Genomic DNA, 26,412 nt, shown 5'->3' on the forward strand with positions numbered 1-26,412 from the left:
GAACCCGAAGAGGCGCGCTCCTCCCCCCCAAGCCCGGGGCGCGCCTCTTCCCCTATTCAGGGGCAAATTGCGGTGAAAGAGGCCGGCGCCTAACCCAGGCCCTGCAGGCCGTCCTCGTCGAACCAGATCCGCGCGGCGCGCTGGGCCGCGCTGGGCCGCAGGCCGTTGCGGGCGATCGCGATGGCGGCCTCTTCGGCCAGGTAGGTCGCGACGCTGGCGGCCGGCATTGGCCGAGCGAAGTGATAGCCCTGCATGACGACCCCGCCCAGCGACACCACCTTGTCCAGCTGCTCCTGGGTCTCGACGCCTTCGACGATGCAGTCGATCCGCAGGTTGCGACACAGCTGCAGCATGGTCTTGACGATGTCTTCGCTGGCCGCGTGATGGTCGATGTCGGCGATGAAGCTGGAGTCGATCTTCAGCTTGTCCAGCGGCAGCAGGCGCACATGGCTGAGGCTGGAATGGCCGGTGCCGAAATCGTCCAGCGCCGTGCGAACGCCCAGACCGTGGAAGGTCATCAGGGCGGCGCGGGCCTGGTCGAAGTCGCAGACGATGGCCGTCTCGGTGATCTCGAAATCGATGCGGTGCGGCGCGACCTGGCTTTCCAGAACGATGTCGACGATGCGGCTGACGGTCTCCATCGAGGCGATGTCGCGGGCCGACAGGTTGATCGAAACCCGCATGTCCATCGGCCAGCTGCGCACCGCGCGCAGGGCCTTGGCGACCAGCACGCGGGTGATCTCGACGATCTGGCCCGAACGCTCTGCGGCGTTGATGAACACGGTCGGCGGCACCTCGCCCAGCTCGGGGCTTGACCACCGCGCCAGGGCCTCGAAAGCGATGGTCCGCTTGGCGCTGGTGTCGACGATGGGCTGGAAGTGGATATGCATCTCCGCGTCCAGGTCGGCGCGGCGCAGGGCCTGCTCGACCTGGCCCAGCTCGCGGATGTCGGCCTCGTGGCGCTCGTCGAACAGCACGGCCGAACCCTTCAGGTTCTGCTTGGCGTGATAGAGGGCGTAGTCGGCGCGTTCAAACAGCTGCTCGCCCGTCTGGCCCCCGCCCGGGAACGGACAGAAGCCGACGGACCCACCGACCTGGGCGGTGACGCCCGGCAGGCGATAGGGGGTGCGCAGCAGCTCGCAAAGATCGCGGCCCAGGGTCTTGATCGCGGCGGGCGACAGGTGCGCGTCGATAATCAGACCAAATTCGTCGCCGCCCAGACGGGCCGCAAACAGCGGCGGCGAGCCGAAGGCCTGCAGACGTCGTCCAACCTCGGTCAGCAGGCGGTCGCCCGTAGCGTGGCCAAAGGCGTCGTTGACCAGCTTGAAGCCATCCAGATCGACAACCCCGACCAACAGACTGCGGTCATGACGCCGGGCGCGGGCCACATGAGCTTCCAGCTCGGTAAAGAACCGGCGGCGATTGGGCAGGCCCGTCAGGCTGTCCAGATTGGCCAGGCGATCGTTCTCGTCACTCAGCAACTGGGCCTGGGCGGCCTTTTCGATCAGGGCGGTGCGCGATTCCACCAAGTCGGAAAATTCCTGGTAGTGGATCAGCAGGATCACGATCATCACGGCGGCCACCACCACCACATTGATCGAGATGGCCTCGAACACCGGATTGCCGGTCAGGCCGAAAAACAGGGTCATGGGGCCCAGCACGCACAGGGTGACCGTCAGGGCTGCGGCCCGCAGGTGCATCAGGCAGAAGATGCAGGCGATCACGGTGATGGCCATGTAGAAAGCCACATGGCTCTGCTGATAGGCGTCGCCATAAGCGTACAGCGACAGCGACCAGCCGGTGAAGGCGATCGCCAGCACGGCCGCGGCCGCCACGGTCCCGCCCAGCATCTTCGCAGCCCGCTCGACGTCCATGCCGCTCTTTCGCAGCCGCCACCAGCCCAGCATCCGCCAGCCGCTGACCAGGATCAGCGCCGCGGGACCGCCAATCGTCAGGGCAGGCGGCGCGGCGTGGAAGTGGGTGACGGCAAGCGCGATCGCATTGACCAGAACAACCAGGTACATCATCGGCGCCTGGCGTGAGAACGCTGTCGCCTGGGCGACCAGAAGTTCCGGACGGTCTCGTCGGATCGCGAAGAGCCTCGCGATTATCTTGATGATCGCCATCTATGCCTGCCCCCGGGCTTCCGAGCACGGTGAAGGGCAAGCCCTAAATATTCGGTAAGCTTGAGTTCAAGGTCAGCTGCGGCACAGTGTCCCGCGCCCCGGCCTGACTATTCGGCGGCGACCTTCACCGCTTCGAGGGCTTCGCCTACCGTCCGCGAGGTCTCATGGACCACCCTGCGCAGGTCGCGGCGGTCGATCACCTCGCCGCAAGCCTCGCAGGCCAGTCGCGGATGGAAGTCATGGCCGCAGGTCTTGTGCACGAAATGCACCGGACCATTTCCAAGGCCATAGACGTGCTGGTCGCCCCACTCGGCCATGGTCAGCAGCACGGGGCTGAGGTCCAGCCCCTTGGCGGTGAGCACATATTCCTGGCGCGGCGGGCGCTCTGAATAGCGCTGGGCCTCCATCACGCCGTGCGCGACCAGGGTCTTGAGGCGCGAGGCTAGAACATTTCGGGCGACACCCAGGCGCTCCTGCCATTGCTCGAAACGCTTCACGCCGGCGAAGGCGTCGCGGAGGATCAGCAAGGTCCACGGATCACCCACGACCTCGAGGGTGGCGGCGATGCTGCAGCGTTCATTGGTATAGTCGGCGGTGCGGCCCATTGGGCAAAGGTGCGGTGTTCCGCCGGGGAATGCAAGAGAGCGTTGCGTTTGAGGATGAACGGTATTGGTTTTTAATTACAACTGACTCTCTCGGTTGCGCCTTGGGAGGCGATAGCCGATCCTTGCATGGTCGTGATCGCCTCCCCTTTCCGCAAACCGCTTGCGCGGGTCTGTGCAGTCAGGGTTTATTCCACCCCGAATTCCACTAATCCGGAGACCGTCCATGTCCGCCTCCCTCGATCCTGTCGTCATCGTTTCTTTCGCCCGCACGCCGATGGGCGGCTTTCAGGGCGCGCTGGGCGGGGTCAAGGCGACGGAGCTGGGCGCGACGGCGGTGAAGGCGGCCATCGCACGGGCCGGCGTCTCGGGCGATCTGGTCGAGCAGATCATCATGGGCTGCGTGCTGCCGGCCGGTCTCGGCCAGGCCCCGGCCCGCCAGGCGGCGGTCGGCGCGGGCCTGCCGCTGTCGGTCGAGGCCACCACGGTCAACAAGATGTGCGGCAGCGGCATGCAGGCGGCGATCATGGCCCATGACGCCCTGGCCGCCGGCAGCGTCGACCTGATCGTGGCCGGTGGCATGGAGAGCATGACCGGCGCCCCCTACCTGCTGAGCAAGCACCGCGCGGGCGCCCGCATCGGCCACGACCAGATGTGGGATTCGATGTACCTCGACGGCCTGGAGGACGCCTACACCCCCGGCAAGCTGATGGGCGCCTTCGCCGAGGACTCGGCCGCGACCTACCAGTTCAGCCGCGAGGCCATGGACGACTACGCCACCCGGGGCCTGATGAAGGCCAAGGCCGCTATCCAGAACGGCGCCTTCGAGGCCGAGATCACCCCCGTCACCGTCACCACCCGCAAGGGCACCGAGATCGTGGCCCAGGACGAGCAGCCGCTGAAGGCTGATCCGGCCAAGATCCCGACCCTGCGTCCGGCCTTCAGCCGCGACGGCGGCATCACGGCGGCCAATTCCAGCTCGATCAGCGATGGGGCCGCCGCCCTGGTCATGACCCGCCAGAGCGTCGCCGACCGTCTGGGCCTGAAGGTTGTCGCCCGCGTGGCTGCTCACGCCGCCCACGCCCATGAGCCCGGCCTGTTCACCACCGCCCCGGTCCCCGCCATGCGCAAGGCGCTGAAGAAGGCCGGCTGGGAGGTTTCCGATGTCGACCTCTGGGAGGTCAACGAGGCCTTCGCCGTGGTCGCCATGATCGCGCAGCAGGAGCTGGGCTTCTCGCCCGACAAGCTGAACGTCAACGGCGGGGCCTGCGCCCTGGGCCATCCGATCGGCGCGTCAGGCGCCCGCATCCTGTGCACCCTGATCTCGGCCCTTCAGGCGCGCGGCGGCAAGAAGGGCATGGCCTCGCTGTGCATCGGCGGCGGCGAGGCCACGGCGATGGCCATCGAGCTGGTCTAGGATACGCGGCCATGACCGACGCCTTCTGCGACAATCCCGACCTTGGCCGCTTTGAGCTGGAGACCGGCGGCCTTTTGTCCTTCGTAGACTACCGCCGCGAACCCGGCCGCCTGGTCATCCCCCATGTCGAGAGCGACCCGGCCCTGCGCGGCCAGGGCGCGGCCGGGCGCCTGATGGCCCAGGTGGCGCAGGTCGCGCGGACCGAGGATCTGAAGATCGTCCCGATCTGCTCCTACGCGGCGGCGTGGCTGAAGCGGAACGATCCGGACCTGATCGCATAACCCCACAACCCGCTCTTACCGGCGATCCGGAGGGCGGCTATTTGGAGGCCGGAGCTGCCGCGACCGGTGGCGGGCTCTCGAAGCTGCCCGCTGCGCCCGGGAACACCACGGGGCTTTCCCAGCCGTCCTTGGTCACCGATGAGACGCCGAAGAAGAAGTCGTCGATGACCACGTCCTTGAGGACGGCGCTCGTCGCCGGGCCAGGGGTCCAGCGGTTCAGCACCCACTGCGGCTCGGTCGTGCCGCGCCACCAGACGCGGTGACCGGCGGCGCCCGGTGTTGCCGCCCACGAAACCTTGGTGTCGGGGCTGACGGCGCCTTCGATCTTCACGCCCGAAGGCGGCGCCGGCGCCGAGGCCAGCGAGGCCATGGCGACCGTGTTCAGGCGGGTCACCTGGGCCAGATAGGCGAAGTCCACACCCTCGATCGTGTCGCCATAAGGCCGGCCGTTCTCGGTGCGCAGGTTCTGGTGCTGGCGGTCATAGTTCTCAGCGGCTTCGGTCACCCGCACGGCCGGATAGCCGGCCTCCAGCAGCGGCACCTGATCGCCGCCCCGGCCATAGCGGTCGGTGCGATAGACCATCACCACATCGAAGTTGTTCAGGTAGCGGTCGGCCAGGCCATCCAGATAACGGGCCAGATTGCGCGACGGGCTGTCGACCTCGCCGCCATTGTAGCGGCGGCTGTTGGCCTGCTCGGGGGTCTCGACAGCCTTGGTGCCTTCCGAGAACACCCGCACCTGGGTGTTGTTCATCACGCCGCTCTGGCCGCGACTGTTGCCGATGATGTCGTTGTTGAGGTCGGCCTCGACCTTCCAGCCATTGGCGCGGGCGTAGTTGGCGAGAATTTTCCCGCCATAGAGCCCCTGCTCCTCGCCCGACAGGGCGGCAAAGACCAGGGTGGCGGGGAACTTGTGTTTCGACAGGATGCGCGCCGCCTCGATCACCGCCGCCACGCCGGAGGCGTCGTCATTGGCGCCGGGGGCGTCGCTGGTGAAGTCCATGACGTCGCTGACCCGACTGTCCAGATGGCCGGCGATGATGATCACCCGATCGGGGTCAGTGGTCCCCTTCTGGATGGCCAGGACGTTCATGACCTCGGTCGGCTGGGGCACGCGGCGGCCAGTGACCACTTCGGACGGGGTCTGGATCGTCAGGCAGCCGCCGCAATCCTTGCTGATGGTCTCGAACCGCGTCTTCACCCAGCGGCGGGCCGCGCCGATGCCGCGGGTGTCGGACTTGGTCTCCGACAGGGTGTGGCGGGTGCCGAAACCCACCAGCGAGCGGATGGTGCTTTCCAGCGCCTTGGCGTCGACATCGGCGGCGATCACCCGCAGCAGGGGCTGGTCGTTCGACGGCGCCGGAACCTCCGCCGCCAGGGTCGGTGTGGCCAGCAACAGGCCGGCGACGAGAACGAGGGGCAGGCGCATGGCGACTCCGGAAACGCGAAGCCGGCAAGTTGCCGCCCTCCGAGGCGTCCGACAAGCCATTCCGACAATAGCGCCGGACGGTCGGCCCGCTCAGAGTCCACAGGGCCTGCCCGCGCCTGCCGCCCGTCACAGGCCGCCGGCGCGCAGCGACCCGCGCCGGCAACAGGACTTAGGACAGCACCATCACCACCACGCGGCGGTTCTGGGCGCGGTTCTCGCGGGTGTCGTTGGCGACCACCGGAGCGTCTTCGCCGTAGGAGATGGTGGCCATGCGGTTCAGCGCGATCCCGCGCTGGCTGAGGAACTTGCGCACCGTCTCGGCGCGCTTGGCGCCCAGGCTGTCGTTGTAGGCCGGCTCGCCGACATTGTCGGTGTGGCCCTGGATTTCCAGATAGACGTTCTTGTTCTCGCCCTTGAGCTTCTCGGAGAACTCGGTCAGCCGCTGCTCGGCTTCCGGCGACAGGGTGGCGGCGTCGACCGGGAACTTCACGGAGTCGTCGCTCAGAACCATTGAGTACATGAACTTGCCTTCCGCCAGCTTGCCGGCGGCGGTGGCGCGGTCGAGGGCCTCGCGGGAGGTCTTGTCCAGTTCGCCCAGCTTGACGTCATGGTCGCCGACCTGGGTCTGAACCACGCCGACCTGGGTCTTCACATAGTCCTTGGTGGCGCAGCCGCTGACGGCCAGGCCGCCCGCGATCAGGGCGCAGACCGCTGCGGTCTTCAGGGCGGAAGTCTTGAGGGTTAGCATCATGGGCCGGGGCCTCGCTCGTTGATCCGAGCGGCGAAACCGCCAGCTCATCTGGGCGAAAACGGGGCGGGTTCATGACGGCATTTAAGCCGGACTGGCGCAAGAATTTCAGTGACTTAAATACCGCGCGCAAACGCTGAAGCCTCCGGCTTGTTCCTCGCCGAAAAACATTCAGGCAAACCCCTGAAATCGTCGCCGGAGGCTGAAAAAGCACGAGGTGAGCCGACAGGGCTTTCAATGTTCCATCGACAGTATCGCGCCCGGGAGGACCAGAGCAGCCCTATTCGCCCCAGGCCTGCGCTCGAATCTTCTTGAGGGTCTGAAGGGTGGAAAAGCAGGCCTGGGCGGCTTCACGCCCCTTGTTCTCGGCGTCGTCGCGGCTGCGCACCAACGCCTGCTCGTCGGTATAGGTGGTGAGCACCCCAAAGGTGATCGGGGTCTCGGTCGACAGTCCTGCGGTCATCAGGCCCAGACTGGTGGCCAGGCTGATGAACTCGAAGTGCGCCGTGTCGCCCTTGATCACACAACCCAGACAGACCACGCCCTCATAGAGTTCCGAACGCGCCAGGGTCTGGGCGATCAGGGGCAGCTCGAATGCGCCGGGGGCGTGGATGATATCCCGGGCGGCGACAGGGGCGCCGCGCGCCTTCAGCAGGTCCAGCGCGCCCTTGAGGAGGCCATCGGTGACCTCGGGGTTGAAGCTGCTGACGACGATCGCAATGCGCGGCGCGGAGGGGGTGGTGGTCATGGGACGCTCTTTGCTGATCAGGAGGCGCGGGCCAGGCTGTGGCCGAGCTTTTCGCGTTTGGTGTCGAGATAGGCGGCGTTGTGCGGGTTGGCGGGAATGGCCAGCGGCAGTTCCCGGCTCACCGCCACACCGTTGGCGCGCAGACCCGCCGCCTTGCGGGGATTGTTGCTGAGCAGGTTGACCCGCTCGACGCCCAGCGCCCGCAGCATCTGGGCGGCGACGCCATAGTCGCGCTGATCGGCGGGGAAGCCCAGGGCGTGGTTGGCCTGAACCGTATCGAGGCCCTCGTCCTGCAGCGCATAGGCGCGGATCTTGTTGGCCAGGCCCAGGCCCCGCCCCTCATGGCCGCGCAGATACAGCAGGACGCCGTTGCCGCTTTCGCCGATCTGCCTGAGGCTTTCCTGCAGCTGGGCGCCGCAGTCGCAGCGCTGCGAACCCAGGGCGTCGCCGGTCAGGCACTCGGAATGAACCCGCACCAGCGGCGTGCCGGTCAGCGCGCCGCGGACCATCGCCAGATGCTCGACGCCGTCAATCCGGCCGCGGAAGGCGCGAACCTCGAAGGGAGCGCCGCCGTGCTCCGACGGCAGGCGAGCCGAGGCCACCTCGTCGACCAGCAGCTCGGTCGCCTTTCGATGGGCCACCAGCTCGGCGATGGTCAGCAGCGGGATGTCATGCTCGCGACAGAAGACCTCGAGATCCGGCATCCGGGCCATGGTCCCGTCGTCCTTCATGATCTCGCAGATCACGCCGGCAGGCTGCAGCCCGGCCAATGTCATCAGATCCACCGAGGCTTCGGTGTGGCCGGCGCGCACCAGGACCCCGCCCGGACGGGCCCGCAGCGGAAAGATGTGGCCTGGAGAGACCAGGTCCGCCGCCTTGGCGTCCGGGGCCACGGCCGCGGCGATGGTCAGCGCCCGGTCAAAGGCCGATATGCCCGTATCGACCCCCTCGGCGGCCTCGATCGAGACGGTGAAGGCGGTCTGGCGGCTAGTGCGATTGTCCGAAACCATCGGCGGCAGGCCCAGCCGATCGACGGCCTCGGCCGCCAGGGTCAGGCAGATCAGCCCGCTGGCCCGGCGCGCCATGAAGGCGATCGCCGCTGCGTCGGCAAACTGGGCTGCCATGACCAGATCGCCCTCGTTCTCGCGATCCTCGTCATCGACCAGGACGATCATGCCGCCGGTCTTCAGGCGTTCGAGGGCTTCAGATAGGCGTGACATAGCTGCTCCACATATTTGGCCAGCACGTCGACCTCGACATTGATCGGGTCGTTGATCGCGGCGGACTTCAGGTTGGTGTGAGCCCAGGTGTGGGGGATCAGGGTCAGGCCGATCAGGAACCGGCCGCCAGCGTCGCAGGGCGAGACGCTGTTGAGAGTCAGGCTGACGCCGTTCAGGGCGATCGAGCCCTTCTCGACGCAGAAGCGGTGCAGGGCGGCAGGCAGGCTCAGGCCTATGCGCCACGATCCGCCATCATCGATCACCTCGACCAGATGGGCCTCGCCGTCGACATGGCCCTGAACCAGATGCCCAGAAAGACGGGTGGCCAGGGTCACGGCGCGCTCGAGATTCACGGCGCCCCCCGCCGTCGCGCGCCCCAGATTGGTCCGGGCCAGGGTTTCGGGGCTGACGAAGAAATCGGCCAGGCCTTGCGCGTCATGGCGCACCACGGTCAGGCAGACCCCGTTGACGGCGACACTTTCGCCCAGCTCCAGATCGGGAAAGCCTGTGCCGAGGGTCAGGCGCAATGCCCCGTCCCCCTCCGGCGCGATGGCCTCGATCCTGCCGACCTGTTCGATAATTCCGGAAAACATCAGCGCTCCTTCAGACCCGGAATGGGATGCGGGTCAGAATGTCGACCTGGTCGGCCTGCCCGGCTTCAGCGGCCTGGCGGATCACGACGTGCTCGTCCCACAAGCCGGCCTCGAGAAACGCCGCCAGCAGGACCGGGCCGCACTCGACCAAGGCCTCCAGCGCGCCCGAGGCGGCGAGATCCGCCAGCAAGGCCGGGATGTCATCGTGCAGGCTGGGCTCCAGGCCCCGCGCCCGAGCGGCCAGCATGTAGTCGGCGGGCGTCCGGCGGCGACGGTCCAGAATGGCCAGGCGTCGCGGACTCCGACGCGGATCAACCACCCGCCGGGTCGTGAACTCCGGCTGGTCGGCCAGGATGGTCCCCGAGCCGGTGACTATGGCGTCGGCCCGGCGGCGAAGCCCGTGGGCCAGGGTCAGGGACGCGCCGGAGGTAAAGGTCTTGGCGCCAGGGGGCGGGATCATGCCGCCGTCCCGGGTCAGGGCCTGTTTCAGGGTCAGCCAGGGCCGTCTGCGGTTGGACCACGTGGCAAACGGAGCGATCAGGCGCTGGGCCCGGCGGGCCAGGGCGGCGGCCTGCGGATCATTCTGGGCCTGCAGATCAAAGACCTGGCGTCCGGCGGCGGCAAGCCGCGCCGCGCCTCCGCCCACGACCGCAGGATTGGGATCGCCCGCGGCGATCCAGATGGCCTGGGCCGGGCTCGCCAGGATCGCCTCGACGCACGGCGGCGTGCGGCCGTGATGATTGCAGGGCTCAAGCGTGACCAGCAGCGTATGAACACGCTCAAAGGTCCCGGCCTCCCGGCAGGCGGCCAGGGCGGCGGCCTCGGCGTGGGGGCCGCCGGCCTGCTGATGCGCGGCGGCGGCCAGCAGCTCGCCCTCGGCGTCCAGCACGACACAGCCGACAGGCGGATTGGGCGCCGTCGCCCCGGCAAAGCCCTCGGCGACCGTCAGGGCGTTGCGGAAACCCTGGAGCACAGAACAGATCGGAGGATGGGTCTCTGGCGACATGCCGCAGACCTAGAGCCGCCGCCCCGCAGGCTTCAAGCACGCATCCTTTTTGGAAACTCTAACATGTTAGAGGTCACGCCAATGACCTCGAAAGCTTTTGGCTCTAGAGCAAAGGTCGTGATGATCGGCTCATGTCTTTTGCTGCAGGTTTTTGTTTTATCGCGTTATTTCGGCGGCGAGCCGCAATCGGCTCCGCCACCGACGCCCCAGGAGCTCGACCATGCAGCGTTTTAGCCGGATGCGGTCATGAAGGGTCCGCTCAACAGCGTTGAACCCTATGGCGACTGGGCTCCCGGCCTCCAGAAGGCGCGACTCTACGAGCTTATCCTGATGGATATCATTCTGGGCCAGCTGCAGCCCATGCAGGTGCTCGAGGAAAAGGTGCTGGCGACGCGCTATGCCGGCGGCGTGTCGGGGGTCCGCGACGCCCTGGGTCGCCTGGCGATCGAAGGACTGGTTGTCCGTCGCCCCCGCGTCGGCACCGTCGTCGCGCCGATGGACATCACCGAGATCGAGCAGGCCTTTGAAGTGCGGCGGATGCTGGAGGGCCGCACGGCGGCCCTGGCGGCCCGCAATCACCGCCCGCAGGATCTGCCGGCCATTACCGGCGCCTTCGATCAGGCCGAGGCCGCTATCGCCAGCGGCGACTTCCGCGCCATGCTGGCGATGGATCACAGCTTTCACCGCGCGGTGGCCTTCGCCACGCACAATGCGACCCTGGCCCGCTTCGTGATCGCCCTGCAAAACACCGCGACGCGCTACTGGATCTGGCAGATGGAAAAGCAGTCGCAGGCGGACCAGATGCGGGACGTGGCGCTGCACAGGGCGCTGGCGGAGACCATCGCCCTGCGCGATCCCGCCGCCGCCGAGGCCGCTTGCGCTCTGTTGATCGGCGATCCGCCCAGCGCCCAGCGCGCCTGAGAACACGACGGCCCGGAGCCCGGGGCCGCTGGCGTCCGCGTGGCTAGCGCGCCATGGCGCCGATCAGGCCATGGGTGAAAGCGCCCCAGCCGGGGTTGAAATAGGCCGTTACGATCAGCAGGTGCCAGCCCATGGCCCAGACCAGTCCGACCACATAACCAACGAGCACCCGACCGCGCGTGATCAGGTCATAGCCGCCGATCGCCAGCATCAGGGCCAGGGTAGAACCATAGTTGATCAGATAGTCCGTCCAGAACGGCGAGCGCAGCAACGGCCCCAGGAACGGCCCCCAATAGGGGCCCACCCAGCGGGCGAAGCCGGCGTCGACGATGGCCAGAGTGCCCAGCAGGATCAGGCGCTTGTGCAAGGGGCTGTTGTTGCGCGCCAGGAAGGCCGCCACGATCAGGCCCGCGAAACTGACCAGTCCGCCAAGCTGGATCGCGAGAAAGGCGGTGTCCTCATTGGGCCCGCCGAAGCGCGCCACCTGGGTCGTAAACGCCGCCATCGGCCCCAAAACGAGCATGGCGCCGAACAGGATCAGGCTCGACAGGCCCAGCTTGCGATGCAGGTCCGCTCGTCCCTTGCGGATCAGGGTGAGCTGGGTGGTCAGCAGAACCAGCCAGCCCGTATAGGCGACCGCATGGACGTGAATGACCAGCGGGAAGGACAGCGGGCCAGCCTGGGCGCGCCGCAGGACGTCGCTGCCAAAGCCCATGATGATCCCGACCCAAAAGATCGCCACGCAGGCCGGAAAGAACCAGGCGTCCCAAGGATGGCGGTACGGAAAATCGGGACGCCGGGGCAGCGGCGTCTCGGTCGTCGAATAGGCGGTCATGCTTCCCCCCCAGGGCCTGCCAATGGCGCGTGGCCAAACCATAGACCAATGGTCTCTGGAGTCGAATGGCCGAGGGAAGCGGGCGCTCCTGGACGGAGCGCCCGCCTGCAAACCTACTGCAACGTCGCCTTGCCCACCGCCAGCACCCCGTCCAGGACGCCGACGGAGATCACGCCGCCGTCTTCCAGTTCGCCGGCCAGCAAGCGCCGGGCGATAGGGTCGACCAGCTCTTTCTGGATCACGCGCTTCAAAGGGCGCGCGCCATAGACCGGGTCGTAACCCTTCTCGCCCAGCCACAGCAGCGCCTCGGCGTCGATGGCCAGGGTCATGCGGCGGTCGGCCAGCAGCTTCTCGACACGTTGCAGCTGGATGCGGACGATGTCGGCCATGTTGGCCCGGCCCAGCCGCTTGAACAGGATGATCTCGTCGATCCGGTTGAGGAACTCGGGCCGGAAGTGACCGCGCACCACGTTCATCACCTGCGGCCGCACCGCGTCCACATCTTCCCCGTCTTCCTGATTGGCCAGGAATTCGGAGCCGAGATTGCTGGTCATGATGATCAGGGTGTTGCGGAAGTCGACCGTGCGGCCCTGGCCGTCGGTCAGGCGACCATCGTCCAGCACCTGCAGCAGCACGTTGAAGACGTCCGGGTGCGCCTTCTCGACCTCGTCGAACAGCACCACCTGATACGGACGCCGACGCACGGCCTCGGTCAGGGCGCCGCCCTCGTCATAGCCGACATAGCCGGGAGGGGCCCCGATCAGACGGCTGACCGAGTGCTTTTCCATGTACTCGCTCATGTCCATCCGGGTGATGGCGTGCTCGTCGGCGAACATGAACTCGGCCAAGGCCTTGGTCAGCTCGGTCTTGCCCACGCCCGTCGGGCCCAGGAACAGGAAGCTGCCGATCGGACGCGAGGGATCCTGCAGGCCCGCCCGCGCGCGGCGCACCGCGTCGGACACAGCCTCCAGGGCCTCGTCCTGACCGACCACGCGGGCCCGCAGGGCGACCTCCATCTGCAGCAGCTTTTCGCGCTCGCCTTCCAGCATCTTCTCGACCGGCACCCCAGTCCAGCGGCTGACCACGGCGGCGATCTGCTCGGCGTCGACGACCTCGGGAGTCAGCGACTTCTGGGCCGCGCCGTCGACGGACTCGGCCGCCGCCAGACGGGCTTCAAGGGCCGGGATCTCGCCATACTGGATCTGGCCGGCGCGAGCGAAGTCGCCGGCGCGCTGGGCCGTCGCCAGATCGGCGCGCAGACGGTCGAGGGCTTCACGCGCTTGCGCGGCCCCGCCGACCTTGTCCTTCTCGGCCTTCCAGCGAGCGGTCATCTCGTCGCTGCGGAACTGCAGATCGTCGATTTCCGTCTCGAGGTTTTCCAGGCGCTGGCGCGAAGCCGCGTCGGTTTCCTTCGACAGCGCCTCGCGCTCGATCTTCAGCTGCACCAGGCGGCGGTCGATCTCGTCCAGCTCTTCGGGCTTGGAGTCGATGGCCATCCGAACGCGGCTGGAGGCCTCGTCGATCAGGTCGATGGCCTTGTCGGGCAGGAAGCGGTCGGCGATGTAGCGGTTGCTGAGCGTGGCGGCGGCGACGATGGCCGAGTCCGAGATGCGCACCCCGTGGTGGACCTCGTACTTCTCCTTCAGGCCGCGCAGGATCGAGACGGTGTCTTCCACCGTCGGCTCACTGACGAACACCGGCTGGAACCGGCGGGCCAAAGCCGCGTCCTTTTCGACATGCTTGCGGTACTCTTCGAGCGTGGTGGCCCCGACGCAGTGTAGCTCGCCGCGCGCCAGAGCGGGCTTCAGAAGGTTGGAGGCGTCCATCGCCCCCTCGCTCTTGCCGGCCCCGACCAGGGTATGCATCTCGTCGATGAACAGGATGATCGAGCCCTCGGCGGCCGTCACCTCACCCAGAACCGCCTTCAGCCGCTCTTCAAATTCACCGCGATATTTCGCGCCGGCGATCAGGCTGCCCATGTCCAGCGAATAGAGCTTCTTGTCTTTCAGGCTTTCGGGCACGTCGCCATTGACGATACGCTGGGCCAGACCCTCGACAATGGCGGTCTTGCCGACGCCGGGCTCGCCGATCAGCACGGGATTGTTCTTGGTGCGGCGGCTCAGCACCTGGATCGTGCGACGGATCTCCTCGTCGCGGCCGATCACCGGATCGATCTTGCCGTCGCGGGCCGCCTGGGTCAGGTCGCGGGCATAGCGCTTGAGCGCCTCATAGCCTTCCTCCGCATTGGCGCTGTCAGCGGTGCGGCCCTTGCGGATGGCGTTTGCGGCGTCTTCCAGCGCCTTGGGCGTGGCCCCGGCGTCCTTCAGAACCTTGGCGGCGTCCGCGCCTTCCTTGGCGATGGCGATCAGCAGGCGCTCGGTGGTGACAAAGGCGTCGCCGGCCGCTTTCGCGCCCTTCTCGGCCTCGGCGAACACCCGGGCGGTGTCGGGCTTCATGTAGAGCTGGCCGCCGGCCCCGTCGACGCGGGCGGTCTTGGCCAGCAAGGCCTCGGTGGCGGCGTCCACGGCCTCGGGTCGGCCGCCGGCGCTCTGGATCAGGGCGCGGCTGAGGCCGTCCTTCTCCTCGAGCAAGACCTTCAAGAGGTGCTCGGGCGCGAACTGCTGATGCCCCCTGGCCAGGGCCAGGCTCTGGGCGGACTGGACGGCCTGTTTGGCGCGGTCGGAATACAGATCGATGTTCATGGTGTCCCCTTCTTAGGCGGATCGGGGTGCGTCGCCTTGATCAAGCACAACGCCTCCCAAGGAGGATTTAGGTGTGGCCACATTGCCACACAAGACCCCAGGGTGATGTTTAGGACGCCTCAGGCGACATTACCGGCGTGGTCATCAGATCTTCCAGAAACAGGATGGCCAGGGCCGAGCGCGAATTGACCCCGGCCTTCTCATAGACGCGCGCCAGTTGCGCCCGCACGGTGCCGGCGGCCGAGCCGCGCAGAACCGCGATCTCGGCCACGTCGAACCCCTTGAGCGCGAACACCGCCACATCGGCCTCGGCCGGGGTCAGGCGCCAGTCGCGGAACCTCTGGGCGGCGACCTCGCTGAGCGCGCCGGCCGCCACCGCCAGGGCGGCCTGCCGGCGTCGGCCTTCCGTCCACATCCGCCGCACCTGCAGAGCGCCGACCGCCACCCCGGCCAGCAGGGCCAGGGCGATGATCGCCTCGATCACGATATGCGGGCTGGGTCCGGCGTTGCGGATATCGGCCAGGGCGTCGCCGATGAAGAACACGGCCGCCACCGCCTGTACGGCGACGACGAAGGAGACCGCCGGGGCTAGGCGGTCTCCCAAGGCTATGCGGGACTTGGTGGGGTTGTGGGCCATCAAGGCTCCTTGGTCTTGCCCTTCCCGCCTATCATCGCCAGCACGATCTGACGACCGCTGCGGCGCGTCTCGAACGCCACACCGAGCAGATGCAGCGCCGCCAGGGCCAGCAGCAGGTTGGCCGCGATCTCGTGGACCTCCTCGGCGATCCCGCCGCCTTCCTCGCCTTCGCCGCCCTCGCTCGCTTCCTCGTCCTCATCCATAAGGACGGTCGATGCGGCCGCCGGACGCTCCCCGTCCTCGGCATGCACCTTCGGCGGAAAGCCGGTCATGGCGATGCCGCTGGCGATGACCACCGCCAGGCTGGCCCACAGCGCATAGGCCATCAGGGCGCCCAGCGGATTGTGCGAGCGGTGGGAGACATGGCGGCCGGCCAGGATGTCGCGCACATGCGCAACCGCCCGGCGCGGACTGGGCGGGAAGGACGCGAACCGCGCCTCGACCGGGCCGACAAAACCCCAGCCCAGACGCAGGGCCAGCAGGGCGGCCAGCGCCAGGCCGATCCAGACGTGGAGCTGCGACCCGCCTTCGGTCACCAGGCGGTTGATGACCACGGCCGCCGCGATCCCCCAGTGCGTGATGCGCACCAGGGGGTCCCAGCGGCGCGGTGCGGGAACCGCGCCGCTCATTGGCGATCTCCCCGCCCCTTGCGGGCATCGACCTTGAGCACCTTGCCGGTCTTCTCCTCGGCCAGGATTTCCAGCCGGCCCTCGCCCTTGACCGCCTTGATCTCCAGCCGCCCGTGCTCGGCTTCAAACTCGGTGAGCCGATAGCCCTGGGCGGCCAGGCTGGCCTGGGCGCGGGCCTTGTCAGGCCCGATCACCTCGCCGAGCCGCGGCTGGGCCAGCGCCGGCTGGGCCAGGGCCAAAGTCAGGAAGGGAATGGCGATGTAGAGACTGCGCATGGGAACCTCCGTCTGTTGCGACGGGGATCAGGAGAAGCGCTGGAGCCACCCTGGCCATTGACCGGGCGCTTACGACCCGGCGGATAAGCGCCTGCTTACGGCGCCGGTCGCCCGGCCAGGAGGCGCGTCACCAGCCCTTGCTGGAGATATAGGCCTGGAGCGCGGCGATGCGCGATGCGTCCGAAGGGTGGGTCGAGGCGATCTCGAGCGAGCCGGAGCCGCCGCCGTCCGCCTGCGACAGGGCCTGCATCTTGCGCCACAGGGTGACGGCCTCGCCCGGCCTGTAGCCCGCGCGCTGCATGTAATCGACGCCCAGGCGGTCGGCCTCCAGCTCGTGCTTGCGCGAGAACGGCAGCAGGAACAGGTACTTGGTCGCATCGCCGCCATAGGAGCCCAGCCCCCGGCCAAGGTCGGTCGAGCTGCCGGCCGCCGCGCCGGCCACGCCCAGCAAAAGCTTGGTGGTCATGGTCTGGGAGTAGCGCTCGGCAGCATGCTGGGCGACCACATGGCCCGCCTCGTGGCCGATCACGGCGGCCAGCTGGTCGTCGTTGTCGACCATGTCGAGCAGGCCCACGGTCACCCCGACATGGCCGCCGGGCAGCACGAAGGCGTTGGGCGCCTCATCGATCAGAACGGCATAGTCCCACGGCCGGTTGTTGAGCCCCGCCGCCGTCACCACGCGCTGGCCCACCGTCCGCACCCGCGCGTTCTTGCGCGCGTCGCTGGAGATGTTGCCCGTGCGCAGGGTCTGGGCCCAGGCCTTCTCGCCCTGGGCGGCCAGGCCCGAGTCGTTGACGATCAACAGCTGGTCGCGGCCCAGATCGGCGTTATAGGCGCAACCCGCCAGGGGCAGGGCGACGACCAAAGCCGCAGCGATCAGCAGGGGCAGACGAAGACGGAAGGTCATGTTCAGGTTTCAACAGGTGACAAAGGCGACACAGCCTTATCTCCGCCGTCCCGCTTCCATGCAACCAGCCCGACGCCCAAAGAAAAAGGAGCCGCTTTCACGGCTCCTTTCAAAAGCTCTGCCAGGCGGACGCGGATCAGGCGTCTTCTGACCCCGTGGCGGGCGGCGCGCCTTCGCCACCTTCGAAGCTGCGCGGCGCGCGGCGACGACGGGGCTTTTTGGCTTCTTCGCCTTCAGCGGCCGGAGCCGGCGTTTCGACGGCGGTTGAGCGACCCAGGAAAGCCGGAGCGTGGCTCATATCGCCATCCTGACCGCGCAGCATGGGCGAGCCCTTGCTGACGACCGGCTCGCTGACCAGCGGCGTGGCCTGCGGCTCGATCACGGCCATCGGATCGCGATCACCCTGGGCGCGATCTCGGGGCGCACGTTCGCGGCGCGGAGCGCGTTCGCGGCGACCTTCAGCGGCCGGCGCCTCGACAACGGCTTCTGCGGCGACCGGGGGACGCTCTTCGCGCGGGCGCTCATCCCGGGGACGATCGTCGCGAGGACGGTCGTCACGAGGGCGCTCATCCCGGGGGCGGTCGTCGCGGAAGCGGTCTTCCCGGGGACGGTCATCCCGCGGGCGATCGTCACGCGGACGGTCATCTCTGGGCCGGTCGTCGCGAGGACGGTCTTCGCGAGGGCGATCGTCTCTGGGACGATCATCACGGGGACGATCATCGCGAGGCCGGTCATCCCGGGGACGGTCATCCCTGGGTCGGTCATCCCTGGGTCGGTCGTCGCGAGGACGATCTTCGCGGTCGCGCCAACGGTCGCGACGGCCCTGGCCCTGACCTTGGCCCTGATTGTCGAAGCGGGGACGGTCTTCGCGCGGACGGTCGTCGCGGGGGCGATCTTCCCGGGGGCGATCGTCGCGTTGGCGGCCCTCGAAACGGTCGCGGGGGCGCTCGTCGCGCTGGCCTTCGCCCTCGCCGCCCTCCTGGTTTTCGCTGGGCGCCTCGGCGACTTCGGGCGCGTCTTCGGGCTCGGCCTCGAAGTCGATCTCGTAAGCCGAATAGGCGTCCTTGCCGATGATGTCGCTGACGGGGCGATTCGGCTGGATGGCGCGAAGGACCCGGAAGTAATGCTCGGCGTGCTGCAGGTAGTTCTCGGCCAGCACCCGGTCGCCGGACGACGAAGCGTCGCGCGCCAGCTGCTGGTACTTCTCGTAAACGCCCTGCGCCGCACCGCGCACCTTGACGCCTTCGGGGCCGTTCGAATCGAAGGCCCGGTTGGCATTATGCTGCTGAGGCTTGCCGCCGGTATTGCTGCCGCCGCGATTGTTGCGGCCGCGCTGGCGCTTCATGCCCTTGAAATCTCTCATGGTCTTCTTCTGAACCTGTCCGGAGGTCAGTCTGTGCTGAGGCATCCGGCCTTGTTGGTCTCTAGGCGGGGTCGAACCCCTGGAAGTTCTAGAGACACTGGTTTCCGTAGAGCCCCCGTCCTGGTCCTGGCGCGGCGACCGGCTTTGGACCGTGCGCGCCTGCCGGAGGAGCTTTACAAACATCATCGACGTTTGCTGTTCCCGTCACCCGGCGTTTTGGAAGGAGACCCTTATCGTCTAGCCTCTCACGCGGGGGTTTCCAAGGGGTTTTTCACCCCGGTCACGACGCGATCGTGGGTCGACAGATCCTTGATCGTACGGACGTTGCCGGCGCCCGCCTGCCGGAACAGCGCCTCGACATCGGCCGACTGGTCGTAGCCGATCTCGACGGCGAACATGCCGCCAGGCTTGAGCACCCGCAGGATTTCGGGGGCCAGATGGCGATAGGCGTCCAGGCCGTCGGGGCCGCCGTCCAGGGCCAGGCGCGGCTCGTGGTCACGAACCTCAGGCTCCAGCGTCTCGATGATGTGGCTGGCGATATAGGGCGGGTTGGAGACCACCAGGTCGAAACCCGCGTCGCCCAGGCCCGCCGTCCAATCGCCGCGCAGCAGGGCCGTCCGGGTGTTGAGATCCAGATTGGCGGCATTTTCGCGAGCCACGGCCAGGGCCTCTTCGGAGACGTCGATCCCCAGCCCCTTGGCGGCCGGCCGCTCGGCCAGGATCGCCAGCAGGATGGTCCCCGAGCCGACGCCCAGATCCAGCATGCTGAACGCCATGTTTTCCGGGAAGGCCTTGAGCACCTCGTCGACGATCACCTCGGTCTCGGGGCGCGGCGTCAGGACGTTCTTGTTCACCTGCAGCAGGATCTTCCAGAAGCCCTTGCGGCCGATGATGTGGCTGACCGGCTCGCGGCGCGCGCGGCGGGTCAGATAGTCGTCCAGCGTCGCCCACTGCTCGGCCGTCAGCATGCGGTAGGGATCGGTGATGATGTCGGTGCGGGTGACGTCGGCGGCCACCTCCAGCATCAGGCGCGCGTCGATGGCGGGCTGATCGATACCGGCGTCCTTCAGACGCTCCTTGGCGGCGGTCCAGGCTTTGACGAGGGTCAGGGTCATGGGGTGGGATTTAGCCCTTTAGGTCGGGAGAGGCGAGATGTGAAAGGGAGAAGCGAACTGGTATCCTGGAGCGCGGAGGACACCCGATGGATCAGCAGCCAGAGGATTCAGAATGCGAGGCCAAGCTCGCGGCGTTGCGGGCGGCGCTTATCGCGGGAGAGGAGAGCGGGCCTGCCGAAGACTTTGATTGCGACGCCTTCATCGCAGAGATGGAAGCTCAGCATAAAGCGTGAACCAGCCGCAGCGATCCTGCGACTTGCTACCAGCGTAGCGGAATGGGTCATATCAGAGAGACAACGTCTTCTTCCCTGACCCGCCCGCCCTGCGTGACGTTAAGATAGATCCCGCAGTCCATGTGGCCGTAGGCGTCGAACAGCGCCTTGACCACGTCAATGTCCCGCTCGGCCGTGACCGGATCCACATGGGTCGCCGCGCAGCGGACGATGGGTTTGAGAACCTCGGCCGTCGCCCCGCCGAGCTTCAGCGTCCGCCCCGTCCAGTCGTTTTCGACCCAGGCCGGCCAGCCCTCGACATAGAGGTTGGCGCGGAAGCGCAGCGGATCGAGGGGAACGCCCAGCTTTGCCTCGAGGTCACGCACGCTGGCCAGGTTGATGACCGAGACATAGCCCGAGCGACTGTCCATGAACCGGTGCGCGCCCGGCCCTTCGATCACGCGCAGCGGGCCGGAAAGGTCTTCGCCCAGCAGCGCGGTCAGCCAGGCCTCCAGCCCTGCCCGCCCCTCGGCCGAGCCCAGGTCGCCGGCGAAGTCGGGCTGGCCTTCGGCGCCGGCGCGAAACACGCCAGTCGCCTCGTCATAGGCCGTGCGGGCCCTGGCCACGGCCGGGATCTTGGCCAGGACCGTGAACTTCATCTTCGAGACATGGCCCGGCGCCGCAGGGTCAAAACCGCTGGGACCATCCTCCACCGCGAACAGCCGGTCGCAGGGAAAACAGGCGCCGGCGACCAGGTCGGCGCTGTCCAGGCGTTCGGGGGTGAAACCCTTGATCGGGTGGCGATAGAGGGCGTCGATGCGAGCTTCCATGCGGCCAAGGTCGGGGACGGCTCGGTCGAAAGCAAGGGCTCGGGAACGCCCTGTGTGCTCACGCTTTCCTTGGGCGGGAGAGCGCATGACCGACAACGCCAAGCCGAAACGACCCGTCCGCGCCTGGCTGGCCTCGCGCCCCTACGGCCTGGCGCCGTGGATCGTGCTGCTGGCCCTGGTCCCCTTTGCCTTTCCGAAGCGCGTCACCCACACCCCGCAGCCGGGCCTGTCGGAAGACCGCATCCTGCCGCCCGACGATTTCGATGCGATGGAACCCCTGCACGGCCGGGCCGCCCGGTCTCCCATCGCCATTCCCTGGCGCGGCTGGCGCGACATCCTGTGGCGCACCTGGCGCGAGATCACGGTCGACCGCCTGCACGCCGTGGCCGGGGGCGTCACCTTCTACACCCTGCTGGCCCTGTTCCCGGCCATCGGCGCCTTCGTGTCGCTGTACGGCCTGTTTGCCGATGTTGCCGCCGTGCAAGGGCAGTTGAGCGAGATGTCGGGCGTCTTTCCCGCCAGCGTCATCCAGATCGTCGGCGAGCAGATGCTGCGCCTGGCCAGCCAGGAACAGGCCAAGCTGGGCGTCGCCTTCGGCGTCAGCCTGCTGCTGTCGATCTGGAGCGCCAACGCCAGCATGCAGGCGCTCTTCGACGGCCTGAACATCTCCTACGACGAGGACGAGAAGCGCAATCTGCTCGCCCGCGCGGCCCTGACCTATGTCTTCACTGTCTGCGCCCTGGTCTATGCGGCCGTGGCGGCCTTCATCCTGATCGCCACCCCCATCGTGCTGGCTCGGGTCGGGCTGTCGGCCCTGGACGCGATCTGGGGCCCGATCCGCTGGCTGCTGGTCTGGATGATGACGGCGGCGGCCTTCGCCCTGCTCTTTCGCTTCGCCCCCTGTCGCGCCCGGGCGCGCTGGCGCTGGGTGGTGATCGGCGCCGTGCTGGCGGCCGGCGGCTGGCTGGTCGGCTCGCTGGGCTTCTCGGTCTATGTGAACCGCGTGGCCCACTTTGACGCCACCTATGGACCCCTGGGGGCGGTGATCGCCTTCATGGTCTGGGTGTGGTTTTCGATCATGGCCGTGCTGGTTGGGGCCGAGCTGAACGCCGAGATCGAGCGCCAGACGGCCATCGACTCGACCACCGGCCCCGAGCGCCCGATGGGTCAGCGCGGCGCGGCCGTGGCCGACACGGTGGGGATGGCCTTCCATCCCTGGGAGATGATCAAGCGCGAGGCGGGCATGGTGCGCAAGGTGGCCGGCGGGGCTTGGGGCAAGGTTCGAAGGCGCCAGGGGCTTGGAAAGCCCTCCTGAGCGTGGCTAGCTCCGCTCCCGCATTTTCCGGAGCCCCGCATGCTGCTCACCCCAGCCCAGGACCACGACCTTCCCGCCATTGCCGACCTGGTCAACCGGGCCTATCGCGGGGAGGAGGCCCAGAAGGGCTGGACGACGGAAGCCCATATCCTGGACGGCCAGCGCACCGACCTGGAAACCCTGCGCACCGATCTGGCGGCCAAGCCAGGCTCGACCATCCTGACCCTGCGCGACGACGCCTCGTCCAAACCCTTCGCCTGCGTCTGGGTCGAGCCGATACCGGACGATGTCTGGTTGATCGGCATGGTCTCGGTCGATCCCCAGCGCCAGGACGGTGGCCTCGGCCGCAGGCTGCTGGACGCGGCCGAGGCCCACGCTCGCGCCGGCGGCGGCCGGTTTGGCAAGATGACGGTCATCGAAGGCCGCGATACCCTGATCGCCTGGTACGGCCGCCGGGGCTATGCGCCGACCGGCGAATACGAGCCCTTCCCTTCTGATGACCCGCGCTTTGGCAGGCCCAAGGTCGAAGGCTTGCAGTTCCTCGTGCTGAAGAAGGCGCTGTAGCCCGACACCCGGTCCCTAGGCGCGCGCGACCAGCTTGATCACGATCAGCTGCGCGGCGTTCACGCGCTCGCCGCCGGGCTCCAGGACTTCCAGGTGCACGTGGTCGGTGATGCCCGGATAGTGGCCCTGCAGGCTTTCCACGCGGCCGATGGCCTGGCCCAGCCGCACGGCCTGGCCGACCTCGACGCTGGGCGACACATAGAAGGCGCGGGCCACATAGCCCAGGGCCGGATTGGTGATCTCGACAAACTTCAGATCGGTCGAGCCGCTGTAGGCATAGCCGATCTTGGTGACATAGCCCGAGATCGGGGCGAGGACGTCCTGACCGGCGACAGCGGTGTAGTCGACGCCTTCGTGATCGCGTGTCCCTCCATCGCGGCGAGCCCCGAACTGGCCATCGCCGAAGTCGTCGTGACCGCGCGGCGCGGCGCCGGTGGGGTTGGCGAAGTCGGCCGCGCCGTCGCCATCGACATCGGCGCCGCTCCAGACCAGCTCCCGGCGCACCGGCCGCTGGGGCTTGGCGGCAATCTCGTCCAGCAGGCGGCGCACCATCGGGGTGGGGCTGTGCCGGGCGGCGTCGGGATGCTCCATGGCCGCCACGACCATGGGCGCAAAGATCGTCGCCAGACCGACGACGCAGCGCGCCGCGGGAGTGATGGTCTTGGCCACGGCAGCGTGCATAAATTGACCTTCAGTCGTTCCGGGAGCGATTTCAGCGTTTGAACGTTTCGACTGATTAGGGGCCAGATATGGCGAAGAGGTGGCGCACGCCGTGCGACGGCTTGTCGCGCCATGTTTGCTGTATTGCATCAAAATTCTGGACTTCATGAGATCCAGGGCGGCCGGCCAATGCTTCAGCTCTAATCGATTTATCAGATGCAATTTCAAACTAGACCATAAATCCTGGGAAGCCCGAGCGTAGGGTTTGGGGATCACCCCGCGATCAGCCCCGCCCGCTCATCGGCGGTCAGCGGACGCCAATAGCCTTCCGGCATGTCGCCCAGGGTGAGGGAGCCGACACGAACGCGAAACAGGTCGACGACCTTCCATTCCAGCAGCTCGCACATCCGGCGGATCTGGCGGTTGCGGCCTTCCTGCAGGATCACGCGCAGGCGCTGGTCAGAAATGAGTTCCACATGGGCGGGTCGCAGTTCGCGGCCGTCCAGTTCGAGGCCGAAGCGCATCAGCTCCAGCTTCTCCTCGGTGATCTCGCCCATGATGGCGACGCGGTATTCCTTCTCCAGCTCCGACTGCGGGCCGATCACGGCCTTGGCCACCACGCCGTCCTCCGAGAGGATCAGCAGGCCGCGCGAGTCCATGTCCAGTCGGCCGACCGGAGCCAGCCGGTTGCTGAAGTTGGGGATCGTCGCCTCATGGGCCCAAAGGTTCTCGCGCTTGAGCAGGCGCACGGCCGGAATCTGGCCGGGATCGGGCTGGGACGAGACGATGCCGACCGGCTTGTGGATCATGATCGTCAGGCTGGAATCCAGCTTGTCGGTGGCGCGGTCGGCCAGCACCAGCGTCTGGCCCGGCAGTATCTTGCGGCCCACGTCCTCGACGGTCTCGCCGTCGATGGAGACCAGGCCGTCGGCGATCAGGGCCTCGGCTTCGCGGCGCGAACAGACGCCGGCCTGGGCCAGCCACTTGTTGACCCGCTGGGGCTCGTCTTCGTCATAGGTGCGGGTGAAGGCCATCAGTTGTAGCCATCTTCGAGGGTGGCCAGGCGCGCGGCCTGATCCTCGGCGATCAGCGGCTTGATGATGTCGTCCAGGGCGTCGCCCTCCATCACCTTGGCCAGGTTGTAGAGGGTGAGGTTGATGCGGTGATCGGTGACCCGACCCTGCGGGAAGTTGTAGGTACGGATGCGTTCGGAGCGGTCGCCGCTGCCCACCTGGCCCTTGCGGGCGTCGGAGCGGGCGGTGTCCAGCGCCTCGCGCTGCATGTCGTACAGGCGCGCTTTCAGGTTCTTCAAAGCGCGCGCGCGGTTCTGGTGCTGGCTCTTTTCCGACGAGGTCACCACCACCCCCGTGGGCAAGTGGGTGATGCGCACGGCCGAGTCTGTCTTGTTGACGTGCTGACCGCCGGCTCCTGACGAGCGATAGGTATCGATGCGCAGGTCGCTTTCGTTGATCTCGATCTCGACATCCTCGGCTTCCGGCAGCACCGCGACGGTGGCGGCCGAGGTGTGGATGCGGCCTTGCGCTTCGGTGGCCGGCACACGCTGCACGCGGTGCACGCCGCTCTCGAACTTCCAGCGGCCAAACACCCCGTCGCCGGTGACAGAGGCGATGATTTCCTTGTAGCCGCCCATTTCGCCTTCGGAGACGCTGTCGATCTCGACCTTCCAGCCCTGAAGCACGGCATAGCGCTGGTACATGCGGAACAGGTCGCCCGCGAACAGGGCCGCCTCGTCGCCGCCGGTGCCGGCCCGCACTTCGAGAATGGCCGAGGCGTTCTCGTCCTTGTCCTTGGGCGCCAGCATCAGGGCCAACTCGTGCTGCAGGACCGGCAGCTTCTCATCCAGCGCCTGCATCTCGTCGCGGACCATGGCGCCCATTTCCGGGTCGCCGGCCATCTCTTCCAGGTCGGCGCGCTCGGCGGCCAGCTTGGCCAGGGTCTCGACGGCCTCGGCCACCGGACGCAGTTCGGCGTGCTCCTTGGAGAGCTTGACGATCTCGGCTCCGTCGCTGGCGGCGCCCATGCGGGCCTCCACTTCGCGGAAACGGTCGAGAACCTGGTCGAGTCGGGCCTGGGGCAGTCGCAAGGGTGACGTCACGTGCTTTGAGGGGAACGGGCGGTCTCTGTACCCCCCGCGCGGCCTGACGTCACCCCGGCGTGAAAACGACTACTTCGGATACATCATCGTCTGGGTGATGGCGGCGTCGCCGTTTACCGAAACCTTGACCTGATCAAAGGCCGGCAGGCCCTTCAGGGGCGAGGCGCTGGACATCGCCCAGCCCTCAGCCGGTTTGCCGTCGGCGCCGTTGGTCATGCTCCAGCTGCTGTCAGAGTCGTGCAGCACCGAGACCGCGTAGTCGCCAGGCGGCACGTCGGGCAGCTTGACCTTCAGTTGGCCGCTGGCGGCGCCGTCCAGAACCGCGCCGGAGGTCTGGGCGTGTTGCATGAACTGGTCGCGGCTCTGCACGGTGACCAGGATCTTGCCGCCCTTGGGCTTCACGCCGTTCAGGGTCAGGTCGATCTCGCCGGCCTGGGCGGCAGCGAAGGCGGTGGTGGCGAAAAGGACGGCGGCGGCGGCGGCGGTGGCAAGGCGTTTCATGGTGTAGTGCTCCCTCAGATCGGTTTTCGATGAAGTACTTTTATTTGCAAAGTGCATGAGGAGGCAAATTACAACGGAGTCATAGAAGGCCTGAGGCGGCACAGACTGATCGTCAGGGATGCTCTGGCTGACGCCGCGGTTCAGCCTCCGGATTGGTCCCGGCCGGAGGATCGCGGCGATAGCGCACCAGGACCTCCACGCCGCCGGGGCGCTCGGCCAGAGCCTGACGGATCATGGCCAGCAAGGTCTCGGCCGACACATGCAGGTCGATGATCTGGCCGGCCTGTTCATAGAGCAGGTGCGAATGAGGTTCGGCGACGGTGTCAAACACCAGGTCGGCGGTGGTGGTGGGCAGACGGCTGATCAGGCCGTGGTCGGCCAGGGCTTCCATCTGGCGGGCCAGATCGGCAAGCGTGACCGCCAGGCCGGACTCGGCGGCGATCTCAGCAACCTCTGCCAGGGTGAGATGGGTTTCGGGCGCGGCGCGCAACAGCGCCAGCAGTCGCGGCAGCACGCCGTGGCCAGTCAGGCCGGCGTTGCGCAGCTCCTCGCGGAACGCGGCGTCCACGGCATGGGACATTGGGGCCTCCTCCCAAGGCGCCGGGGTGATCGCGGTCGTGAGTCGCCGCGATCTGATCCCGACCTTGAAGTCTGGACGCG

At 67.5% G+C, this 26,412-nt stretch carries 27 protein-coding genes and 2 pseudogenes; 7 read left to right on the plus strand and 22 right to left on the minus strand.

Going from position 1 to position 26,412, the window contains the following annotated elements:
- Positions 1–89: 89 nt before the first annotated feature.
- Both ACW17Z_RS06420 and ACW17Z_RS06425 read right to left on the minus strand, forming a co-directional pair.
- Positions 90–2,126: a putative bifunctional diguanylate cyclase/phosphodiesterase gene (locus ACW17Z_RS06420; RefSeq protein WP_492058055.1), complete on the minus strand. Its 2,037-nt coding sequence runs from the start codon at positions 2,124–2,126 to the stop codon at positions 90–92.
- 107 nt (positions 2,127–2,233) lie between these two features.
- Positions 2,234–2,731, minus strand: coding sequence for a winged helix-turn-helix transcriptional regulator (locus ACW17Z_RS06425; protein WP_419318154.1), 498 nt, complete (start codon positions 2,729–2,731; stop codon positions 2,234–2,236).
- Positions 2,732–2,954: 223 nt separating this feature from the next.
- On the opposite strand from ACW17Z_RS06425, the gene ACW17Z_RS06430 reads away from it, so the two are divergent.
- Together ACW17Z_RS06430 and ACW17Z_RS06435 are read left to right on the plus strand one after the other, a co-directional pair.
- The gene (locus ACW17Z_RS06430) at positions 2,955–4,145 is read left to right on the plus strand and encodes an acetyl-CoA C-acyltransferase (RefSeq protein WP_492058056.1); all 1,191 of its coding nucleotides are present in this window, start codon (positions 2,955–2,957) and stop codon (positions 4,143–4,145) included.
- 11 nt (positions 4,146–4,156) lie between these two features.
- The gene (locus tag ACW17Z_RS06435) at positions 4,157–4,426 is read left to right on the plus strand and encodes a GNAT family N-acetyltransferase (RefSeq protein ID WP_492058057.1); all 270 of its coding nucleotides are present in this window, start codon (positions 4,157–4,159) and stop codon (positions 4,424–4,426) included.
- A gap of 37 nt (positions 4,427–4,463) precedes the next feature.
- On the opposite strand, the gene ACW17Z_RS06440 is transcribed toward ACW17Z_RS06435, so the two are convergent.
- The 6 genes from ACW17Z_RS06440 to ribD form a co-directional block, all read right to left on the minus strand.
- On the minus strand, positions 4,464–5,855 hold the full coding sequence (locus ACW17Z_RS06440; protein ID WP_492058058.1) for a M20/M25/M40 family metallo-hydrolase: 1,392 nt from the start codon (positions 5,853–5,855) through the stop codon (positions 4,464–4,466).
- Between the two features lie 169 nt (positions 5,856–6,024).
- On the minus strand, positions 6,025–6,606 hold the full coding sequence (locus ACW17Z_RS06445; RefSeq protein ID WP_492058059.1) for an OmpA family protein: 582 nt from the start codon (positions 6,604–6,606) through the stop codon (positions 6,025–6,027).
- A 277-nt stretch (positions 6,607–6,883) separates the two neighbouring features.
- Entirely contained in the window at positions 6,884–7,351 is a 468-nt protein-coding gene (gene ribH, locus ACW17Z_RS06450; RefSeq protein WP_492058060.1) for a 6,7-dimethyl-8-ribityllumazine synthase, read from the minus strand.
- 17 nt (positions 7,352–7,368) lie between these two features.
- Positions 7,369–8,571 (minus strand): 3,4-dihydroxy-2-butanone-4-phosphate synthase, encoded by a 1,203-nt coding sequence (gene ribB, locus ACW17Z_RS06455; protein ID WP_492058061.1) that lies wholly within the window; start codon positions 8,569–8,571, stop codon positions 7,369–7,371.
- Positions 8,538–9,164, minus strand: coding sequence for a riboflavin synthase (locus ACW17Z_RS06460; protein ID WP_419318168.1), 627 nt, complete (start codon positions 9,162–9,164; stop codon positions 8,538–8,540). Before ACW17Z_RS06460 ends, ribB begins: the two co-directional genes overlap by 34 nt.
- 10 nt (positions 9,165–9,174) lie before the next feature.
- Positions 9,175–10,170 carry a bifunctional diaminohydroxyphosphoribosylaminopyrimidine deaminase/5-amino-6-(5-phosphoribosylamino)uracil reductase RibD gene (gene ribD, locus ACW17Z_RS06465; protein ID WP_492058062.1) on the minus strand — a complete coding sequence of 332 codons (996 nt, stop codon included), beginning with the start codon at positions 10,168–10,170 and terminating at the stop codon, positions 9,175–9,177.
- Positions 10,171–10,251: 81 nt separating this feature from the next.
- Here ribD and ACW17Z_RS06470 point away from each other — a divergent pair, with 81 nt between their 5' ends.
- Complete coding sequence (locus ACW17Z_RS06470) at positions 10,252–10,404, plus strand: hypothetical protein (RefSeq protein ID WP_492058063.1); 153 nt, start codon at positions 10,252–10,254, stop codon at positions 10,402–10,404.
- 12 nt (positions 10,405–10,416) lie between these two features.
- On the plus strand, positions 10,417–11,091 hold the full coding sequence (locus tag ACW17Z_RS06475) for a GntR family transcriptional regulator (protein ID WP_419318174.1): 675 nt from the start codon (positions 10,417–10,419) through the stop codon (positions 11,089–11,091).
- Between the two features lie 43 nt (positions 11,092–11,134).
- Here the strand turns inward: ACW17Z_RS06475 and ACW17Z_RS06480 are convergent, their stop codons facing one another.
- The 8 genes and pseudogenes from ACW17Z_RS06480 to prmC all read right to left on the minus strand — a co-directional run bounded on the left by ACW17Z_RS06480 (position 11,135) and on the right by prmC (position 19,554).
- A complete protein-coding gene (locus tag ACW17Z_RS06480) occupies positions 11,135–11,926 on the minus strand; it encodes a hypothetical protein (protein ID WP_419318176.1) in 792 nt (263 codons plus the stop codon).
- Positions 11,927–12,039: 113 nt separating this feature from the next.
- Positions 12,040–14,628, minus strand: a complete 2,589-nt coding sequence (gene clpB / locus ACW17Z_RS06485) for an ATP-dependent chaperone ClpB (RefSeq protein WP_492058064.1) — start codon at positions 14,626–14,628, stop codon at positions 12,040–12,042.
- Positions 14,629–14,737: 109 nt separating this feature from the next.
- The gene (locus tag ACW17Z_RS06490) at positions 14,738–15,265 is read right to left on the minus strand and encodes a helix-turn-helix transcriptional regulator (RefSeq protein WP_492058065.1); all 528 of its coding nucleotides are present in this window, start codon (positions 15,263–15,265) and stop codon (positions 14,738–14,740) included.
- Positions 15,265–15,894: a cytochrome b/b6 domain-containing protein gene (locus tag ACW17Z_RS06495; RefSeq protein ID WP_492058066.1), complete on the minus strand. Its 630-nt coding sequence runs from the start codon at positions 15,892–15,894 to the stop codon at positions 15,265–15,267. The genes ACW17Z_RS06490 and ACW17Z_RS06495 overlap by 1 nt, the downstream gene beginning before the upstream one ends.
- Complete coding sequence (locus ACW17Z_RS06500) at positions 15,891–16,169, minus strand: PepSY domain-containing protein (RefSeq protein WP_492058067.1); 279 nt, start codon at positions 16,167–16,169, stop codon at positions 15,891–15,893. Before ACW17Z_RS06500 ends, ACW17Z_RS06495 begins: the two co-directional genes overlap by 4 nt.
- A gap of 127 nt (positions 16,170–16,296) precedes the next feature.
- Positions 16,297–17,076 (minus strand): M48 family metallopeptidase, encoded by a 780-nt coding sequence (locus tag ACW17Z_RS06505; RefSeq protein WP_492058068.1) that lies wholly within the window; start codon positions 17,074–17,076, stop codon positions 16,297–16,299.
- A 520-nt stretch (positions 17,077–17,596) separates the two neighbouring features.
- Positions 17,597–18,439, minus strand: a pseudogene (locus ACW17Z_RS06510) (DUF4167 domain-containing protein); the annotation flags it as partial.
- A 245-nt stretch (positions 18,440–18,684) separates the two neighbouring features.
- The gene (gene prmC / locus ACW17Z_RS06515; protein WP_492058069.1) at positions 18,685–19,554 is read right to left on the minus strand and encodes a peptide chain release factor N(5)-glutamine methyltransferase; all 870 of its coding nucleotides are present in this window, start codon (positions 19,552–19,554) and stop codon (positions 18,685–18,687) included.
- A 110-nt stretch (positions 19,555–19,664) separates the two neighbouring features.
- Between prmC and ACW17Z_RS06520 the strand changes: the two are divergent.
- A pseudogene (locus ACW17Z_RS06520) lies at positions 19,665–19,787 on the plus strand (type II toxin-antitoxin system ParD family antitoxin); the annotation flags it as partial.
- 47 nt (positions 19,788–19,834) lie between these two features.
- On the opposite strand, the gene ACW17Z_RS06525 reads toward ACW17Z_RS06520, so the two are convergent.
- Positions 19,835–20,596, minus strand: a complete 762-nt coding sequence (locus tag ACW17Z_RS06525; protein ID WP_492058070.1) for an MOSC domain-containing protein — start codon at positions 20,594–20,596, stop codon at positions 19,835–19,837.
- Between the two features lie 85 nt (positions 20,597–20,681).
- On the opposite strand from ACW17Z_RS06525, the gene ACW17Z_RS06530 reads away from it, so the two are divergent.
- Together ACW17Z_RS06530 and ACW17Z_RS06535 are read left to right on the plus strand one after the other, a co-directional pair.
- A complete protein-coding gene (locus ACW17Z_RS06530) occupies positions 20,682–21,911 on the plus strand; it encodes a YihY/virulence factor BrkB family protein (RefSeq protein ID WP_492058071.1) in 1,230 nt (409 codons plus the stop codon).
- Between the two features lie 39 nt (positions 21,912–21,950).
- On the plus strand, positions 21,951–22,475 hold the full coding sequence (locus ACW17Z_RS06535; protein ID WP_492058072.1) for a GNAT family N-acetyltransferase: 525 nt from the start codon (positions 21,951–21,953) through the stop codon (positions 22,473–22,475).
- A gap of 15 nt (positions 22,476–22,490) precedes the next feature.
- Here ACW17Z_RS06535 and ACW17Z_RS06540 read toward each other — a convergent pair whose 3' ends face one another.
- The 5 genes from ACW17Z_RS06540 to ACW17Z_RS06560 all read right to left on the minus strand — a co-directional run bounded on the left by ACW17Z_RS06540 (position 22,491) and on the right by ACW17Z_RS06560 (position 26,332).
- A complete protein-coding gene (locus ACW17Z_RS06540) occupies positions 22,491–23,156 on the minus strand; it encodes a peptidoglycan DD-metalloendopeptidase family protein (protein WP_492058073.1) in 666 nt (221 codons plus the stop codon).
- Positions 23,157–23,407: 251 nt separating this feature from the next.
- Entirely contained in the window at positions 23,408–24,169 is a 762-nt protein-coding gene (locus ACW17Z_RS06545; protein WP_419318204.1) for a pseudouridine synthase, read from the minus strand.
- Entirely contained in the window at positions 24,169–25,239 is a 1,071-nt protein-coding gene (prfA, locus tag ACW17Z_RS06550; protein WP_419318206.1) for a peptide chain release factor 1, read from the minus strand. The genes ACW17Z_RS06545 and prfA overlap by 1 nt, the downstream gene beginning before the upstream one ends.
- 81 nt (positions 25,240–25,320) lie before the next feature.
- Positions 25,321–25,752: a DUF2141 domain-containing protein gene (locus ACW17Z_RS06555; protein WP_492058074.1), complete on the minus strand. Its 432-nt coding sequence runs from the start codon at positions 25,750–25,752 to the stop codon at positions 25,321–25,323.
- 112 nt (positions 25,753–25,864) lie between these two features.
- Positions 25,865–26,332: a transcriptional repressor gene (locus ACW17Z_RS06560; protein WP_492058075.1), complete on the minus strand. Its 468-nt coding sequence runs from the start codon at positions 26,330–26,332 to the stop codon at positions 25,865–25,867.
- Between the last annotated feature and the right edge of the window lie 80 nt (positions 26,333–26,412).

It is taken from the genome of Caulobacter sp. GSs2 (assembly GCF_058680895.1).

Excerpts from the sequence above, each read along its gene's own strand:
- ACW17Z_RS06475 (WP_419318174.1), top strand. The coding sequence starts at position 10,417 with ATGAAGGGTCCGCTCAACAGCGTTGAACCCTATGGCGACTGGGCTCCC.
- ribH (WP_492058060.1), bottom strand. The coding sequence starts at position 7,351 with ATGACCACCACCCCCTCCGCGCCGCGCATTGCGATCGTCGTCAGCAGC.
- ribD (WP_492058062.1), bottom strand. The coding sequence starts at position 10,170 with ATGTCGCCAGAGACCCATCCTCCGATCTGTTCTGTGCTCCAGGGTTTC.
- ACW17Z_RS06530 (WP_492058071.1), top strand. The coding sequence starts at position 20,682 with ATGACCGACAACGCCAAGCCGAAACGACCCGTCCGCGCCTGGCTGGCC.
- ACW17Z_RS06505 (WP_492058068.1), bottom strand. The coding sequence starts at position 17,076 with ATGACCTTCCGTCTTCGTCTGCCCCTGCTGATCGCTGCGGCTTTGGTC.
- ACW17Z_RS06480 (WP_419318176.1), bottom strand. The coding sequence starts at position 11,926 with ATGACCGCCTATTCGACGACCGAGACGCCGCTGCCCCGGCGTCCCGAT.
- prmC (WP_492058069.1), bottom strand. The coding sequence starts at position 19,554 with ATGACCCTGACCCTCGTCAAAGCCTGGACCGCCGCCAAGGAGCGTCTG.
- ACW17Z_RS06545 (WP_419318204.1), bottom strand. The coding sequence starts at position 24,169 with ATGGCCTTCACCCGCACCTATGACGAAGACGAGCCCCAGCGGGTCAAC.
- ACW17Z_RS06440 (WP_492058058.1), bottom strand. The coding sequence starts at position 5,855 with ATGCGCCTGCCCCTCGTTCTCGTCGCCGGCCTGTTGCTGGCCACACCG.
- ACW17Z_RS06420 (WP_492058055.1), bottom strand. The coding sequence starts at position 2,126 with ATGGCGATCATCAAGATAATCGCGAGGCTCTTCGCGATCCGACGAGAC.
- ACW17Z_RS06435 (WP_492058057.1), top strand. The coding sequence starts at position 4,157 with ATGACCGACGCCTTCTGCGACAATCCCGACCTTGGCCGCTTTGAGCTG.
- ACW17Z_RS06555 (WP_492058074.1), bottom strand. The coding sequence starts at position 25,752 with ATGAAACGCCTTGCCACCGCCGCCGCCGCCGCCGTCCTTTTCGCCACC.
- ACW17Z_RS06535 (WP_492058072.1), top strand. The coding sequence starts at position 21,951 with ATGCTGCTCACCCCAGCCCAGGACCACGACCTTCCCGCCATTGCCGAC.
- ACW17Z_RS06490 (WP_492058065.1), bottom strand. The coding sequence starts at position 15,265 with ATGGCCCACAACCCCACCAAGTCCCGCATAGCCTTGGGAGACCGCCTA.
- ACW17Z_RS06425 (WP_419318154.1), bottom strand. The coding sequence starts at position 2,731 with ATGGGCCGCACCGCCGACTATACCAATGAACGCTGCAGCATCGCCGCC.
- ACW17Z_RS06445 (WP_492058059.1), bottom strand. The coding sequence starts at position 6,606 with ATGATGCTAACCCTCAAGACTTCCGCCCTGAAGACCGCAGCGGTCTGC.
- ACW17Z_RS06525 (WP_492058070.1), bottom strand. The coding sequence starts at position 20,596 with ATGGAAGCTCGCATCGACGCCCTCTATCGCCACCCGATCAAGGGTTTC.
- ACW17Z_RS06540 (WP_492058073.1), bottom strand. The coding sequence starts at position 23,156 with ATGCACGCTGCCGTGGCCAAGACCATCACTCCCGCGGCGCGCTGCGTC.
- ACW17Z_RS06470 (WP_492058063.1), top strand. The coding sequence starts at position 10,252 with ATGACCTCGAAAGCTTTTGGCTCTAGAGCAAAGGTCGTGATGATCGGC.
- ACW17Z_RS06500 (WP_492058067.1), bottom strand. The coding sequence starts at position 16,169 with ATGCGCAGTCTCTACATCGCCATTCCCTTCCTGACTTTGGCCCTGGCC.
- ACW17Z_RS06430 (WP_492058056.1), top strand. The coding sequence starts at position 2,955 with ATGTCCGCCTCCCTCGATCCTGTCGTCATCGTTTCTTTCGCCCGCACG.
- clpB (WP_492058064.1), bottom strand. The coding sequence starts at position 14,628 with ATGAACATCGATCTGTATTCCGACCGCGCCAAACAGGCCGTCCAGTCC.
- ribB (WP_492058061.1), bottom strand. The coding sequence starts at position 8,571 with ATGTCACGCCTATCTGAAGCCCTCGAACGCCTGAAGACCGGCGGCATG.
- ACW17Z_RS06460 (WP_419318168.1), bottom strand. The coding sequence starts at position 9,164 with ATGTTTTCCGGAATTATCGAACAGGTCGGCAGGATCGAGGCCATCGCG.
- ACW17Z_RS06560 (WP_492058075.1), bottom strand. The coding sequence starts at position 26,332 with ATGTCCCATGCCGTGGACGCCGCGTTCCGCGAGGAGCTGCGCAACGCC.
- ACW17Z_RS06495 (WP_492058066.1), bottom strand. The coding sequence starts at position 15,894 with ATGAGCGGCGCGGTTCCCGCACCGCGCCGCTGGGACCCCCTGGTGCGC.